We start from the raw sequence: 13,229 nt of genomic DNA on the forward strand, positions 1-13,229 counted from the left end.
CCGGTCAGGCCGCGCCGTCCTTGCGGTCCCCGGTACCGGTGTCCTTGTCGTCGTCGATGATCTCCGCGTCGACGACGCCCTCGTCGTCCTGCGGCGCGCCGTGCTGTTCGGCGCCCTCGGAGGGCGTCTGCCCGGCCTGCGCGTACATCGCCTGGCCCATCTTCTGGCTGACCGAGGCGAGTTTCTCCACGCCGGCGCGCAGCTCGGCGGTGTCGGTGGCCTCCCGCTCCAGGAGCCGCTTCACCTCGGTGACGGCCGCCTCGACCTCGGCCTTGGTGTCGCCGGGGATGCGGTCGCCGTTGTCCCGCAGGAACCTCTCGGTCTGGTAGACGAGTTGTTCGGCCTGGTTGCGGGTCTCGGCGGCCTCCCGGCGCCTGCGGTCCTCCTCGGCGTACTGCTCGGCCTCGCGCATCATGCGGTCGATGTCGTCCTTGGGGAGCGCCGAGCCGCCCGTGACGGTCATCTTCTGCTCGCGGCCGGTGGCGAGGTCCTTCGCGGAGACGTGCATGATCCCGTTGGCGTCGATGTCGAAGGCCACCTCGATCTGCGGGACGCCGCGCGGGGCCGGGGGCAGGCCGGTGAGGTCGAAGACACCGAGCTTCTTGTTGTAGGCGGCGATCTCGCGCTCGCCCTGGTAGACCTGGATGCCGACCGAGGGCTGGTTGTCGGTGGCGGTGGTGAAGATCTCCGAACGGCGGGTGGGGATCGTGGTGTTGCGCTCGATCAACCGGGTCATGATGCCGCCCTTGGTCTCGATGCCCAGGGACAGCGGGGTGACGTCGAGGAGCAGCACGTCCTTGACGTCGCCGCGCAGGACGCCCGCCTGGAGGGCCGCGCCGACGGCGACCACCTCGTCGGGGTTGACGCCCTTGTGCGGGTCCTTGCCGGTGAGCCCGCGGACCAGGTCGGTGACGGCGGGCATCCGGGTGGAGCCGCCGACGAGGATGACGTGGTCGATCGCGGAGAGCTGCACGCCGGCGTCCTTGACGGCCTGGTGGAAGGGCTTCTTGCAGCGCTCCAGCAGGTCCTCGGTGAGCTCCTGGAACTGGGCGCGGGTCAGCTTCTCGTCGAGGTGCAGGGGTCCTTCGGCGGAGGCGGTGATGTAGGGCAGGTTGATGGTGGTCTCCGACGAGGAGGACAGCTCGATCTTCGCCTTCTCGGCGGCCTCCCGCAGCCGCTGCACCGCCATCCTGTCCTGCGCCAGGTCGATGCCGTACTGCCCCTTGAAGCGCTTGGCGAGGTACTCGACGACGCGCTGGTCCCAGTCGTCGCCGCCGAGGTGGGTGTCGCCGTTGGTGGCCTTCACCTCGATGACGCCCTCGCCGATGTCGAGCAGCGACACGTCGAAGGTGCCGCCGCCCAGGTCGAAGACGAGGACGGTCTGGTCGTTCTCCTTGTCCAGGCCGTACGCCAGGGCCGCCGCCGTCGGTTCGTTGATGATCCTCAGCACCTTCAGGCCGGCGATCTCCCCGGCCTCCTTGGTGGCCTGCCGCTGGGTGTCGTCGAAGTACGCCGGCACGGTGATCACCGCGTCGGTGACGTCCTCGCCCAGGTAGGACTCGGCGTCCCGCCGCAGTTTCTGCAGCACCCGGGCGGACAGTTCCTGCGCCCGGTAGCGGGTTCCGTCGACGGAGCCCTGGTCCGGGAAGCGCCAGTGGGCGTCGCCCATGTGCCGCTTGACCGAGCGGGCGGTGCGGTCGACGTTCGTCACGGCCTGCCGTTTGGCGACCTCGCCGACCAGCACCTCGCCGTTCTTGGCGAACGCGACGACGGAGGGGGTGGTCCGCGCGCCCTCCGCGTTGGCGATGACGGTGGGCTCGCCGCCCTCCAGCACGGCCACCACCGAGTTCGTGGTTCCCAGGTCGATTCCGACGGCACGTCCCATCGCTGTCCCCTTCCGCCAGGGCACCTCTCCGGAGTTCCAGCACAAAACTTGAGCGCCCTGTTGTCAATAGGTTGAGTGGGCGATTGTCAACGAGGAGGCCGCGTGTCCGGGTGGTCGCGCAGCTCCACGGCGCGGCGGGGACGGTCGGTGATCAGCACGTCCACGCGCGGGTCGCCGAGGAAGCCGCGCAGCGCCGCGTCCTCGTTGACCGTCCACACCATGGTGAACAGTCTGTTACGGGCCGCCTCGCGCAGCACGGTGGCGCGGGCCAGACGCTGGTGCACGGCGACCCCGTGGGCGCCGCAGGCGCGCACCCGGCGCATGGGCAGCAGTTCGCCGAGCCGGGTCGCCACCAGGCGGCCGCGGCCGATCTCCCTGCCGTCGCGGCCGAGGGACAGGGCGGTGCGCACACGGGGGTGGGCCGCGGTGATGGCGGCGACGGAACGGTCCTCCAGGGTGGTGGCGACGAAGCCGTCCTCGCCGAGCAGGGCGATCGCGCGGTCGATCAGCTCCCGCTCGTGGCCGGTCTCCTTCAGGTCCAGGTGCGCGACGAGCTTCCCGGCGACCAGCTCCAGCACGTCCTCGACGACGGGCACGGGGTGTCCGGCGCGCTCGTTCAGCTCGGCGTGGGTGAGCGTGGACAGCAAGGGGCCGGTGTGCCCCGCCCGGGCGTCGTGGTGGACGACGAAGACGCCGTCCGCGGTGCGCCGGACGTCCAACTCGGCGTACTCCGCGCCGGAGCGCAGCGCGTCCTCGTAGGCCTCCCAGGTGGCGGGGGCGGCGCGTTCGGAGCCGCCCCGGTGGGCGGAGACGGCGGGGCGTGACGTCATGGGGGTCTGCTCCCGGAGGGGGACGTGCCGCAGGCCGCCCCGGGAGGGGGCGGCCTGCGGTGGTGCGACGCCGCGAGCGGGTCAGGCGAGCTTGGCCGTCAGGGTGATGTTCGTCCCCTTGAGGGCCTGGCTGACCGGGCAGTTCACCTTGGCGTCCTCGGCCGCGGCGACGAAGCCGGCCTCGTCCAGGCCGGGAACGGTGCCCTCGACCGTGATGTGGATGCCGGTGATGCCCTCACCGGGCACGAAGGTGACGTCGGCGGAGGTCGTCAGACGGGTCGGCGGGGTGCCGGCCTTGTCGAGTCCGTTGGACAGGGCCATCGAGAAGCAGCTGGAGTGCGCGGCGGCGATCAGCTCCTCCGGGCTGGTCTTCCCGTTCGCCTCCTCGGCACGCGACGCCCAGGTGACCGGCTGCTCACCGATGCTGCCGGAGGAGTCGAAGGAGACGACCCCGCTGCCCTTGAACAGGTTGCCTTCCCAAACGGTGTGTGCGGAGCGCGTGGCTGCCATGACGCATCCTTTCCAAAAAAAATCCGGCCGTGTGTCCGGCGGTGCTCGGTCCGGGAGGCGGTGTCACCCGACTCCCGCCCCCATCCGATCACATCACGGCTCACCCCACCCGGAAGACGGGCCCCCTCGGGGTGAACGGCAGGCGAGCACCCGGTGGGATCGGGTGGGCGTGCCCGCGGCGCTCCCGCGGGACGTCGCACCGGCCGTCGGTGCTCACCGGGACGGGCGGCGATGGTGCCGAGCGCCTTGCCGAGCAGGACCCGGTCCATGGACCCTGCCCGGCAGGGGGTCAGGCCGCGCGTTCCCGGTCGGGGGCCGTCGGCAGCTCCGCCTCGTCGGACTCGGTCAGCCAGCGGCGCAGCACCTGGTGGATCTGCTCGGCCCCGGCCGGCTCCGCCCCGTCGGCGGCCGGCGCGGACAGTGCGAGCGGGGACAGCAGGAAGGGGCGGGACTGGGCGCCGCCGAGGCCGCCGTGGGAGCCGATCTGCTCCTCGAAGGCGAGGACCTCGCCGTCGGCCGGGTCGTGGAAGGAGTTGACCATGATGTCGGCGGTGTGCGGGAAGGTGTGGGTGCGGCGCACCACGTCGGCGGCGCCGGGCCCGAACGCGGCGAGCGGCCCCGGGGTGCCGTCGAGCTCGTCCAGCGGGATCTCGGCGCCGTACGCGCCGAGGACGACCCCGCCGTGGCGTTCGCTGCGGACCAGGAGGAAGCCGATGCCGGGGTGGTTGGCGAGGGTCGGCAGGAGGGCGGGGTGGCGGGCGTCGATCTCCTCCTTGGTCATCCGGTGCGGCACGTCCGGGAAGGAGACCAGGCCGAGGTTGCCGGAGGCCAGCACGACGGGTTCCGAGCCGCGGGTGGGCCGGTAGTGCTCGGAGCCCTCCTCGACGGGGCGGCGCAGCGCGGCCCGGACGGCGGCGCGGGCCTCGGCGCCGCTGTGGGTGCGCCGGGCGCGGCGCGGCACGGGCAGTCCGCAGCCGGCCCGCACCAGGTCGCCCAGGGTCAGGCCGTAGCGGGAGCGGAAGGTCTCGCCGGGGCTCTGCCCGTGGTCGGACAGGACGACGATCCGGTAGGGGCGGGGGGCGTGCTCGGTGACGTTCTCGATGAGGGCGAGGGCGCGGTCCAGGCGCTGGAGGACCTTCTCGGTGTCCCTGCTCGCCGGCCCGGAGTGGTGGGCGACCTCGTCGTAGGCCACCAGGTCGGCGTAGACGGCGGTGCGGCCGGCCAGTACGTCGCCCATCACGGCGGCGACCACCACGTCCCGTTCGACGACGGTGGCGAAGGCGCGGACGAACGGGTAGAGCCCGCCGCGCGACACGCGCGGGCGCTGCTTGCGCAGCCGGGCCCGGGTGGACTGGCCGATCTCGCGGCCCACCTCGGCGATGAAGGACAGGGCGGTGCGCACGGCGTTGGCGGGGTCGGAGAAGTACGCGAAGTAGCCCGCGCGGGAGCGGGCCGCGGGGCCGCGGCGGCGGGTGGCGATGGACAGGACCAGGGCCTGTTCGCCGGCGCCGCCGCTGAAGAGGTTGCCGCGGCTGGCGCCGTCGTGGGCGAGGAGCCCGGCGTGCCCGGAGTACTCGATGGCGCGGGCCTGGAGTTCGGCGGCGCTGGTGGGCCGGTTGCACACCATCACCTCGCGGCGGGCCTTCTCGTACCAGCGGAAGGCGGGCACGTCGTGGTTGCTGCCGTGCAGGATGCCGAGCTGGCTGGCGCCGGTCTGGCTGGACCAGTCGGTGCGCCAGGGGGTGAGGCGGTGGGTGGGGCGGTCGCCGCCGCTGCCGGTGCCGAGCCAGCGGGCGATCGTGGGCATCAGCCCCTTGCCGACGGCGTCCACCAGCATGTCGTGGCCGACGCCGTCAAGTTGCAGGAAGACGGTGCCGGGGGTCGGCGGGCAGGGCGGGGTGGTGCGGCGTCTGCGGTCGGCGAGGCGGTAGAGGCGGCGGCGGTAGGCGTCGTCGTCGCGGACCGCGAGGGCGGCGCCGGTGGCGGAGGCGACGGCGGACATGACCGCGGCGACGACGACCGCCGTCTCCGGTGCGGCGGCGCCCCGTTCGACCGGGTTGACGCGCAGGGCCAGCCACAGCAGCGCGCCGTTGAGGAAGAACACCAGCAGCCCGAGGACGAGCGCCGGTACGAGCAGCAGCAGCCGCACCAACAGTGGCCAGACCAGCGCGGACAGCAGGCCGAAGGCGCCGGCGCCGAGGGCCCCGGTGACCGCGATGTCGGTGGCGCTGTCGCCGTCCGCCGAACGCAGCCGGAAGTCCGGGAGGATCCCGGCGAGCAGCAGCATCGTGAGCGTGGAGACCACCCATACGGCGACACTCCGCCCGACCTGACTGGCGACCCGTCGCCAACGCTCGCCACGCACGCCCCGCACACCTCGCGTCCCGGCCCGTCCGTCACCGTGACGGACGGCCCCTAGCCCGTACCCACCCTGCCACAACGACCGGTAGAGGTGTTTTGTCCCCGCTCGCGCGGGTCACCGGGGTTCAGCGGCCGTCGTAGCCGGCGGTCGGCATGGACAGCCTGCGGTGCACGCACGCCTTCATCTCCGCGTCGTACGACGGTTCGGCGCGGCCCACCACCTCCACGCGCGCCCCGCGCCGCGCGCACTGGGCGGTGAACTCCTCGACGGAGGACAGGGCGCGCTCCAGCACCCGCAGGCTGGGCGCCACGAACAGGTCGGCGCCGGGCCGCACGCCCTCCCACAGCATGCCGTGGTCGGGGCGCAGCCCCCGGACGAGGAGTTCCCTGGCCACCACGTAGCCGTGTTCGGCGGCCCAGCGGGCGCACATGGCGTACTGGCTGCGGGCGTCCACCAGGAAGGGGTCGGTGTCCAGTTCCACCAGCGGCGTCAGACTCGCGATCGCCGTCACCCGCACCGGCCCCATGGCGTCCCCCTCACCTCCGGTTTCGTCGCCGACCCTACTCCTGCACGTAGGCTTCGGGGAGTCGCGCGAAGGAGGCGGGGAAGTGCCGGTGGAGATCACCTGGTGGGGTCACGCCACTTGCACGGTCGAGGACTCGCACGTCCGTGTGCTCACCGACCCCCTGTTCGCCCGCCGGCTCGCGCATCTGCGGCGCCGGCGGGGCGCGGTGCCGCCGGCCGAGTCCCGGCGCGCGGACGTGGCCCTGGTGTCCCATCTGCACGCGGACCACCTGCACGTGCCGTCGCTGGCCCGGCTCGCCCCGGGCACCCGCCTGCTCGTGCCCCGGGGCGCACCCTGGGCGGTGCCGGGGCTGCGCCGGCTCACGCACCTCGGTGTGACCGAGGTGGCGCCCGGCGATGTGACGACGGTCGGGGGCCTGGTCGTACGGGCGGTGCCCGCGCGGCACGACGGGCGGCGGCTGCCGCTCGGACCGCACCGCTCCCCCGCCCTCGGCTACGTCGTGGAGGGTGAGGCGCGGACGTACTTCGCCGGGGACACCGGCCTGTTCGACACGATGGCCAAGGAGGTCGGGCCGGTCGACGTGGCGCTGCTCCCGGTGGGCGGCTGGGGCCCTTACCTCGGCGAGGGACATCTGGACGCGGGGCGGGCGGCGGAGGCGCTGGCCCGGCTGGGGGCGTCCAGCGCGGTGCCGGTGCACTACGGCACGTACTGGCCGATCGGGATGGACGCCGTGCGCCCGCACGAATTCCACGCGCCGGGCCACGAGTTCGAGCGGCTGGCGGCCCGGCACGCGCCCGGCGTGAGGGTGCACCGGCTCGGGCACGGGGAGCGCGTGCGCCTGGAGGTCACGCGGTGATCCCGCCCGCCGCTCTGGGCCGGGCGGCCGACGCCTGGCTTTCGTCGGCGGCCGGGCCGGCGCTCGTGCCGGCCGTGGCGCCGGAGTCCACCCAGCAGGCGATCGGCTATCCCTCGCTGTTCCTGCTGGTGCTGATCGGGGCGCTGGTGCCGGTCGTGCCGACGGGCGCGCTGGTGAGTTCGGCGGCGGTGGTGGCCTTCCACCGGACGGCGCCGTTCTCGATGGCACTGGTGTTCGTGACGGCGTCGCTGGCCGCGTTCCTCGGAGACGTGGCGCTGTACTGGCTGGGGCGGCGCGGCATGAAGTCGCGCAACGGCTCGCGCTGGCTGGAGGCGATCCGGGCGCGGGCGCCGGAGGACCGGCTGGCGCAGGCGCAGCGCAAGCTCGCCGACCACGGGGTGGCGGTGCTGGTGCTGTCCCGGCTGATGCCGGCCGGGCGGCTGCCGGTGATGCTGGCCTGTCTGCTCGCGAAGTGGCCGCTGCGCCGCTTCGTGCGCGGCAATCTGCCGGCCTGTCTGGCGTGGGCGGTGACCTACCAGTTGATCGGGGTGCTCGGCGGTTCGCTGTTCAAGGAGCCGTGGGAGGGCGTGCTCGCGGCGGTCGTGCTGACCGTGCTGATCAGCGTGGCCCCGAGCGTGTGGCGGCGGATGCGGGGGACGACGGCGGGGTGACACGGCGCCCCCCTTCCCCGCCGGTCACTCCGAGGACGCGGGAGGTTCCGCCGGTCGCTCCAGGACGCGGGAGGCCCCCACCGGCAGGTCCCACAGGTCCTCGCGGGGCATCCCCGCCTTGTCCCAGGCGGCGCGCACGCGCGTGAGCGGTTCCAGGACGGGTTCGGCGGAGAGGACGAACGTGCCCCAGTGCATGGGCGCCATGCGGCGCGCGCCGAGGTCCTCGGCGGCGCGCACCGCCTCCTCCGGGTCGCAGTGGACGTCGGCCAGCCACCAGCGGGGGTCGTAGGCGCCGATGGGCAGCAGGGCGAGGTCGATGCCCGGGTAGCGGCGGCCGATGCGGGAGAACCAGTGGCCGTAGCCGGTGTCGCCGGCGAAGTACACCCGCTGCCCCTCGGGGTCGGTGAGCACCCAGCCGCCCCACAGGGAGCGGCAGGTGTCGGTGAGGCTGCGCTTGGACCAGTGGTGGGCCGGCACGAAGTCGAAACGGACCGCCGCCCGTCGCCCGGTGCCGCCCCCGGCCGGGGCGCCGTCCCGCGGACGCAGTTCGGCGGCCTCCCACCAGTCGAGTTCGGTGACCCGGGTGAACCGGCGGCGCTGGAACCAGCGGGCGAGGCCGGCCGGCACGAACACCGGGGTGTCGCGCGGGAGCCGGCGCAGGGTGGGGGCGTCGAGGTGGTCGTAGTGGTTGTGGCTGATGACGACCGCGTCGACGCGCGGCAGCGCCTCCCAGGCGACGCCGACCGAGGTCAGGCGGGCCGGGGTGCCGAGGATGCGGCGGGACCAGACCGGGTCGGTGAGCACGGTGAGCCCGCCGATCCGCACGACCCAACTGGCGTGCCCCGCCCAGGTGACGGCGACCGTGCGGGCGTCCACACGGGGCAGCGGGGCGGGGGCGTAGGGCAGCCGGGACACATCGGCGAGACCGTCCGGACCGGGCCGTACGGCGCCCTCGCGGGCGAAACGGGCCATGGCCTTCAGCCCGGGCAGCGGGGCGGTCAGCCGGTCGTGGAAGGTACGTGGCCACACCCGGCGTTCGGCGAGCGGGCGGGGCTCTGCCAGTGGGGGGTACGGGGGTGCGGGGCGGGGAGGAACGGCCGGGGCGGCGACGAGCGGCGCGCCGCGCGTCTCGGCGAAGCGGAGGGCCGGAGCGTGAACACCGCCCGGGGCGACCGGGCCCGTGGGGGTGGTGCGCGGGGGCGGGGCGGATGGGGTGGTGCGCACGGGAGGTTCGGGTGCGGCGGGCGTCGTCGCGGGGTCGGGCGCGGTCGCTCTCGTGGGCGGGGCGGGGGCGGTGGTCCACGTGGGGGGCTGGGGCGGCGTCGGGCTCGTGGCGGGCTCGGGTGTGAGGGTGCGCGTGAGGGGCTCGGGCGGCGTCGGACTCCCGGCCGGCTCGCGAGCCGGGGCCGGCGTCACCGGCTCGGGCTGCTTCGGTCCGGCGGCCGGCTGGGGCCGCTTCGGTCCGACGGCCGGATCCGGCGGCTTCGGTCCGGCGGCCGGCTCCGGCGGCTTCGGTCCGACGGCCGGCTCCGGCGGCTTCGGTCCGGCGGCCGGCTCGCTTGCCGTCGGCCTCGTGGCCGGCTCGGGTGCCGTCGGCCTCGTGGCCGGCTCGGGCCGCTGTGTCATCGAGGGGACTCCCATCGTCGGGCGTCGTCGCGGAGATCGTCGAAGACCGATGTCAGACGGAGCAGGGCACGCCGCACCTGCGGCAGTTCCAGGGGCGCGGGTGACCGCAAGCATTCCGCGCGCTCGTCCGCGGTGTCGCCCAGCAGCGGGGCCGTGCACAGCCGCACGCGCGGCGCCTCGAGGTCGTCGCCGAAGCGGTGTCCGCCCGGAGCGGGCATGCCGAGCCGGGCGGTGAGGAAGTCCTCCAGTTCCTGGGCGTCGCCGATGTCCCGCCCGGCGAGCGCGGGCGCCAGGGGCGTGAGGTCCACGTACAGGTGCCGGCCGCAGGACGGCGGCCGGGCCAGCGCGCCCGCGGCGACGACCGCGCGGTGCGCGGCCGCGGCCACGCGCGCGTGCAGGCGCACGGTGCCGGCGACGCGCGCGGTGACCGGTTCCGGTTCGGACAGCGCGTACGCCGCCGCCGCGGCGACGGGGGCGGCGATCCGCGCGTCGAGGGCGGTCAGCACGTCGAGCACGCGCGCGTGGAGCGCGTACGCGTCCCCGCCCGCCGGGAAGCGGGCCACCGCCGCCGGCCAGCCCGGCGGGAGCAGGGCGCCGGCCAGATCGGTGACGACGGTGACCCGGTCCGGCAGCATCTCGGCGGGGCTGAGCAGCACGGTGTCGTGCGGGTCGTGCACGGTGTCGCGCCAGGTCTCGTCGCTGACCAGGTGCAGCCCTTCGCCGACGGCGGCTTCGAGGGTCTCGTGCAGCAGTTCCGGCGGGGCCACCGTGGCGGTGGGGTCGTCGGCGACGGAGAGCACCAGCAGGCGCGGGTCGCCGCCCTCGGCGCGCAGCCGGCGCACGGTCTCCAGCAGGGCGTACGGGTCGGGGACACCGCCGCTCTCGGCCGGAGTCGGCACGTGGAAGGCGGGCCGGCCGAGCAGGCGTGCGTAGGGGGCCCACCAGGCGGCGCAGGGGCGGGGCACCAGGACGTCGCCGCCGATGGCGGCGGTGAGGGCCACCAGCAGGGCGGGGGCACCGGGGGCGACGGCCATCCGGTCGGGGGCGGCGGGCAGCCCGCGCCGCTCGCCGTGGCCGCACGCGGCGTCCAGCAGCGCGGGGCCGCCGCCGACCGGCTCGGCGTCGGGGCGGGAGGCCGCCGCGGCCAGTACGGCGGACAGCTCGGGCAGGACGGGCAGCCCGTCCTCGGGAACGGACGGCCCGAAGCGGACCGGGCCGTGTCCTTCCGGGTCCGTCCGCCGCATCCCTACCTCCGCGCAGTCCGTGGCGCCCCGGCGCCGGGGCCGGGCACCCGCTCGTGCTCCAGGCGAGTCAGTACCCATCGTGCCGCGTGCCATGGGTGCCGGAACCGGGCGCGTTCCACGGCGTCGGCCTCGGTGGCCGGGGAAGGGCGGTGGCCGTCAGCCGTCCGTACGGGTGGTCCGGTCCCGGTACAGCCGGTGCGCGGCGGCGCCGAGGGCGCCCGCGATCAGCAGGCCGCCGGCGGCCAGGGCGGGCACGGAATCGGTGAAGGTACCGCCCTCGCCCGCGTGGACACCGTGGTGCACGGGCGCGTCGGCGCAGTGGGTGCCTTCCGGCCCGGGTTCCTTCGGCGCGGGTTCCTTCAGTCCCGTCTCCTCCGGCGCGGCTTCTTCCGGCTCGGAACCCATCGGCACGTGGTCCTTCGACGCGTAGTCCTTCGGCCCGCTGCCCAGCGCCTCGGTGTCCAGTGCCTGGCTGTCCAGCCCTTCGGTGTCCAGCGCCTCGGTGTCCAGCACCCCGCTGCTGTCCGTCGCACCGGGGTCGTCCCGGGGGGCGGTCCGCTTCGGTGCCGTGGCGCTCGGTTCCGCGGCGTGTGCGCTTCCCTGGGGAGCGGGGATCTCGCCCTCGGCGCCGTCGGGGACGGCGGTGTCGTCCGGAACGAGTTCTTCCAGGGCCGTGCCCGGCGGTTCGAGAGCCCCGGGCGCCGCGGCGTCCGACTCCGGGGCCCCCGGTGCGGTGCTCCTCGTCCCGTGCCCCTCCCACCCCTGCCCCTTTGGCGCCGGGCAGGGCGAGGGGGAGGCGCTCCCCCACGCGGGCCGGACTCCCGGGACGGTTCCCGCGGTCGCGGCCGGTGCGAGTGCGGCGCCGAGGACGGTACCGGCGACGGCGGCGAGGGACAGGGCACGGGCGGTGCGGCGCATGGGACGGGCTCCTTCGAGCGGCGGCGGGGGCACGGCGGTCGGTCGTGCCCCACCGCCATCACAGCCCGCGCTCCGCCCCGCCGCGCGCGGTCGCACACCATTGGCGGGACCGGACACGCCCGTACGGGTGAAGGGCGGCTACGCCTCCTCGTCCCGCATGACCTGCTCCCGCACCCGGCCGCAGCAGCGGCTGATCAGCCGGGAGACGTGCATCTGCGAGATGCCCAGTTCCTCGGCGATGCCGCTCTGGGTCATGTCGCCGAAGAACCGCATGTAGAGGATGGCCCTCTCGCGCTCCGGCAGGGCGGCCAGCCGTTCCCTGACGGCTTCGCGGTCGACCACGGTGTCCAGCGCCGGATCGGGTGCGCCGAGGGCGTCGCCGAGCGAATGGCCGTCGTCGCTGCCGGGCAGCTCGGCGTCCAGGGACAGCGCGGAGAAGCTCTCCAGCGCCTCCTGCCCCGCGCGCACCTCCTCCTCGCTCAGGTGGGCGTGCTCGGCGATCTCGGTGACGGTCGGCCGGCGGCCGGAGACAGTCTGGGACAGGTCCTGCGCGGCACACCGCACACGGTTGCGCAGTTCCTGGACCCGGCGCGGTACGTGCAGGGTCCACATGTGGTCGCGGAAGTGCCGCTTGATCTCACCGGTGATGGTCGGCACGGCGTAGCTCTCGAACGCGTTGCCGAGTCCGGGGTCGAACCGGTCGACCGCCTTCACCAGGCCGAGGGCGGCGACCTGGCGCAGGTCGTCCAGGTTCTCGCCGCGGCTGCGGAAGCGGCCCGCGAGGCGGTCGGCCATGGGCAGCCAGGCCTCGACGATCTCGTCTCGGAGCGTGGCGCGCTCGGGGCCGGGGGGCAGTGCCGCGAGCCTGCGGAAGGCGGCCGTGGTGTCGGGGGCGTCGTCGTGCGGGTGGCGCTTCGCTGTCGCTCGGGTCGGCATGGTGCGTCGCAACTCCCTCGGGCGGGGACGGACGGTCACCGTGGTGGCGCACGGTCGGGATCAGGTGCGCCCGGGGCGGCGTCAGGCCGCTCCCACGGACGTGCCTCCTGTCCGAAGCACTGCACGGGCGCCTGCCCCCGGATCACTGCCCCAAACTGCGCAGCCGGGATTCCGGCAGGTCGGTCCCGGGCGGCCGGGGCGGTAACACCAGGTCCTCGTAGCGGCCCAGCAGCAGGATCACGCCGAGCATGAGCGGGGGGATGAGCACGGCGAGCACCGCCATGGCCGGTCCTTTCCAGGAGGCGCGTGGGGGGCGTCCGCACCGGGTCTCCCGCCGTCCGGGGGCCAAACCCCGGGCGGCGGGAGATCCGGCGCCGGTACCCGGTGTCGGCTCCCGCTCCCCGGGTACGCGGTGCCCACCCCCGAGGCATCTGGAGGGAGACATGCAGCGAGGCAGTGACCGGCTCAGCGTCCACCGCGACGACGAGATGAAGCACGAACTGCAGGGTCTGCTGAGGTCCGGGCACCCCACCCGCACCGAGGAGTGGCACGACCCGGAGCCGTACGCCGACGACGACCCCGAGGTCGCGTACGGCCCGGTGACCCCGAGTCGAGGCCCCACGTCACTGGAGTCCGTACGACTGGAGCTGGCCAGGTTCCTGGGCCGCGGGGCGTTCCCCGCGGGTCCGCGGGAGCTGATGCGCACCCTGGACCGGCGGTACGCGCCCGACCAGCTCATCGAGGCACTGGAGCGGCTGCCGCGCCAGGCCCGCTACGGCAGCGTCCAGGAGCTGGCCGAAGCACTGACCCGGTCCCGGGAGACCGGGACCGCGTGACCGGCCGGTTCTCCGAGGGAGGGCGAGGG

At 74.9% G+C, this 13,229-nt stretch carries 13 protein-coding genes; 3 read left to right on the top strand and 10 right to left on the bottom strand.

Annotated elements, in window-relative coordinates:
- Nucleotides 1-4: 4 nt before the first annotated feature.
- The 5 genes from dnaK to FHX78_RS04865 form a co-directional block, all read right to left on the bottom strand.
- Nucleotides 5-1,885, bottom strand: a complete 1,881-nt coding sequence (dnaK, locus tag FHX78_RS04845) for a molecular chaperone DnaK (RefSeq protein ID WP_145866226.1) — start codon at nt 1,883-1,885, stop codon at nt 5-7.
- An 86-nt stretch (nt 1,886-1,971) separates the two neighbouring features.
- Nucleotides 1,972-2,715 (bottom strand): glycerophosphodiester phosphodiesterase family protein, encoded by a 744-nt coding sequence (locus FHX78_RS04850; protein WP_145866227.1) that lies wholly within the window; start codon nt 2,713-2,715, stop codon nt 1,972-1,974.
- 81 nt (nt 2,716-2,796) lie between these two features.
- Nucleotides 2,797-3,225 carry an OsmC family protein gene (locus tag FHX78_RS04855; RefSeq protein ID WP_145866228.1) on the bottom strand — a complete coding sequence of 143 codons (429 nt, stop codon included), beginning with the start codon at nt 3,223-3,225 and terminating at the stop codon, nt 2,797-2,799.
- A 289-nt stretch (nt 3,226-3,514) separates the two neighbouring features.
- Complete coding sequence (locus FHX78_RS04860; RefSeq protein WP_189908626.1) at nt 3,515-5,599, bottom strand: phage holin family protein; 2,085 nt, start codon at nt 5,597-5,599, stop codon at nt 3,515-3,517.
- Between the two features lie 112 nt (nt 5,600-5,711).
- The gene (locus FHX78_RS04865; RefSeq protein WP_145866230.1) at nt 5,712-6,113 is read right to left on the bottom strand and encodes a hypothetical protein; all 402 of its coding nucleotides are present in this window, start codon (nt 6,111-6,113) and stop codon (nt 5,712-5,714) included.
- An 82-nt stretch (nt 6,114-6,195) separates the two neighbouring features.
- On the opposite strand from FHX78_RS04865, the gene FHX78_RS04870 reads away from it, so the two are divergent.
- Both FHX78_RS04870 and FHX78_RS04875 read left to right on the top strand, forming a co-directional pair.
- Complete coding sequence (locus FHX78_RS04870; RefSeq protein ID WP_167531683.1) at nt 6,196-6,969, top strand: MBL fold metallo-hydrolase; 774 nt, start codon at nt 6,196-6,198, stop codon at nt 6,967-6,969.
- Nucleotides 6,970-7,034: 65 nt separating this feature from the next.
- Entirely contained in the window at nt 7,035-7,640 is a 606-nt protein-coding gene (locus FHX78_RS04875; protein WP_145871649.1) for a DedA family protein, read from the top strand.
- A 24-nt stretch (nt 7,641-7,664) separates the two neighbouring features.
- On the opposite strand, the gene FHX78_RS04880 is transcribed toward FHX78_RS04875, so the two are convergent.
- From FHX78_RS04880 to FHX78_RS36680, 5 genes are all read right to left on the bottom strand, one after another.
- The gene (locus FHX78_RS04880; RefSeq protein ID WP_229924008.1) at nt 7,665-8,864 is read right to left on the bottom strand and encodes an MBL fold metallo-hydrolase; all 1,200 of its coding nucleotides are present in this window, start codon (nt 8,862-8,864) and stop codon (nt 7,665-7,667) included.
- 398 nt (nt 8,865-9,262) lie between these two features.
- Nucleotides 9,263-10,510, bottom strand: a complete 1,248-nt coding sequence (locus tag FHX78_RS04885; RefSeq protein ID WP_145866232.1) for an aminotransferase class I/II-fold pyridoxal phosphate-dependent enzyme — start codon at nt 10,508-10,510, stop codon at nt 9,263-9,265.
- 156 nt (nt 10,511-10,666) lie between these two features.
- Nucleotides 10,667-11,428: a hypothetical protein gene (locus FHX78_RS04890; protein WP_145866233.1), complete on the bottom strand. Its 762-nt coding sequence runs from the start codon at nt 11,426-11,428 to the stop codon at nt 10,667-10,669.
- 138 nt (nt 11,429-11,566) lie between these two features.
- Nucleotides 11,567-12,364 (bottom strand): RNA polymerase sigma factor SigF, encoded by a 798-nt coding sequence (locus FHX78_RS04895; protein ID WP_145866234.1) that lies wholly within the window; start codon nt 12,362-12,364, stop codon nt 11,567-11,569.
- A 142-nt stretch (nt 12,365-12,506) separates the two neighbouring features.
- Nucleotides 12,507-12,647, bottom strand: a complete 141-nt coding sequence (locus FHX78_RS36680; protein ID WP_167531684.1) for a hypothetical protein — start codon at nt 12,645-12,647, stop codon at nt 12,507-12,509.
- 160 nt (nt 12,648-12,807) lie between these two features.
- Between FHX78_RS36680 and FHX78_RS04900 the strand changes: the two genes are divergently transcribed.
- Nucleotides 12,808-13,200, top strand: a complete 393-nt coding sequence (locus tag FHX78_RS04900; protein WP_145866235.1) for a DUF2795 domain-containing protein — start codon at nt 12,808-12,810, stop codon at nt 13,198-13,200.
- Nucleotides 13,201-13,229: the final 29 nt, after the last annotated feature.

The sequence above is a fragment of the Streptomyces capillispiralis genome (assembly GCF_007829875.1).
GTDB classification, from domain to species: domain Bacteria; phylum Actinomycetota; class Actinomycetes; order Streptomycetales; family Streptomycetaceae; genus Streptomyces; species Streptomyces capillispiralis.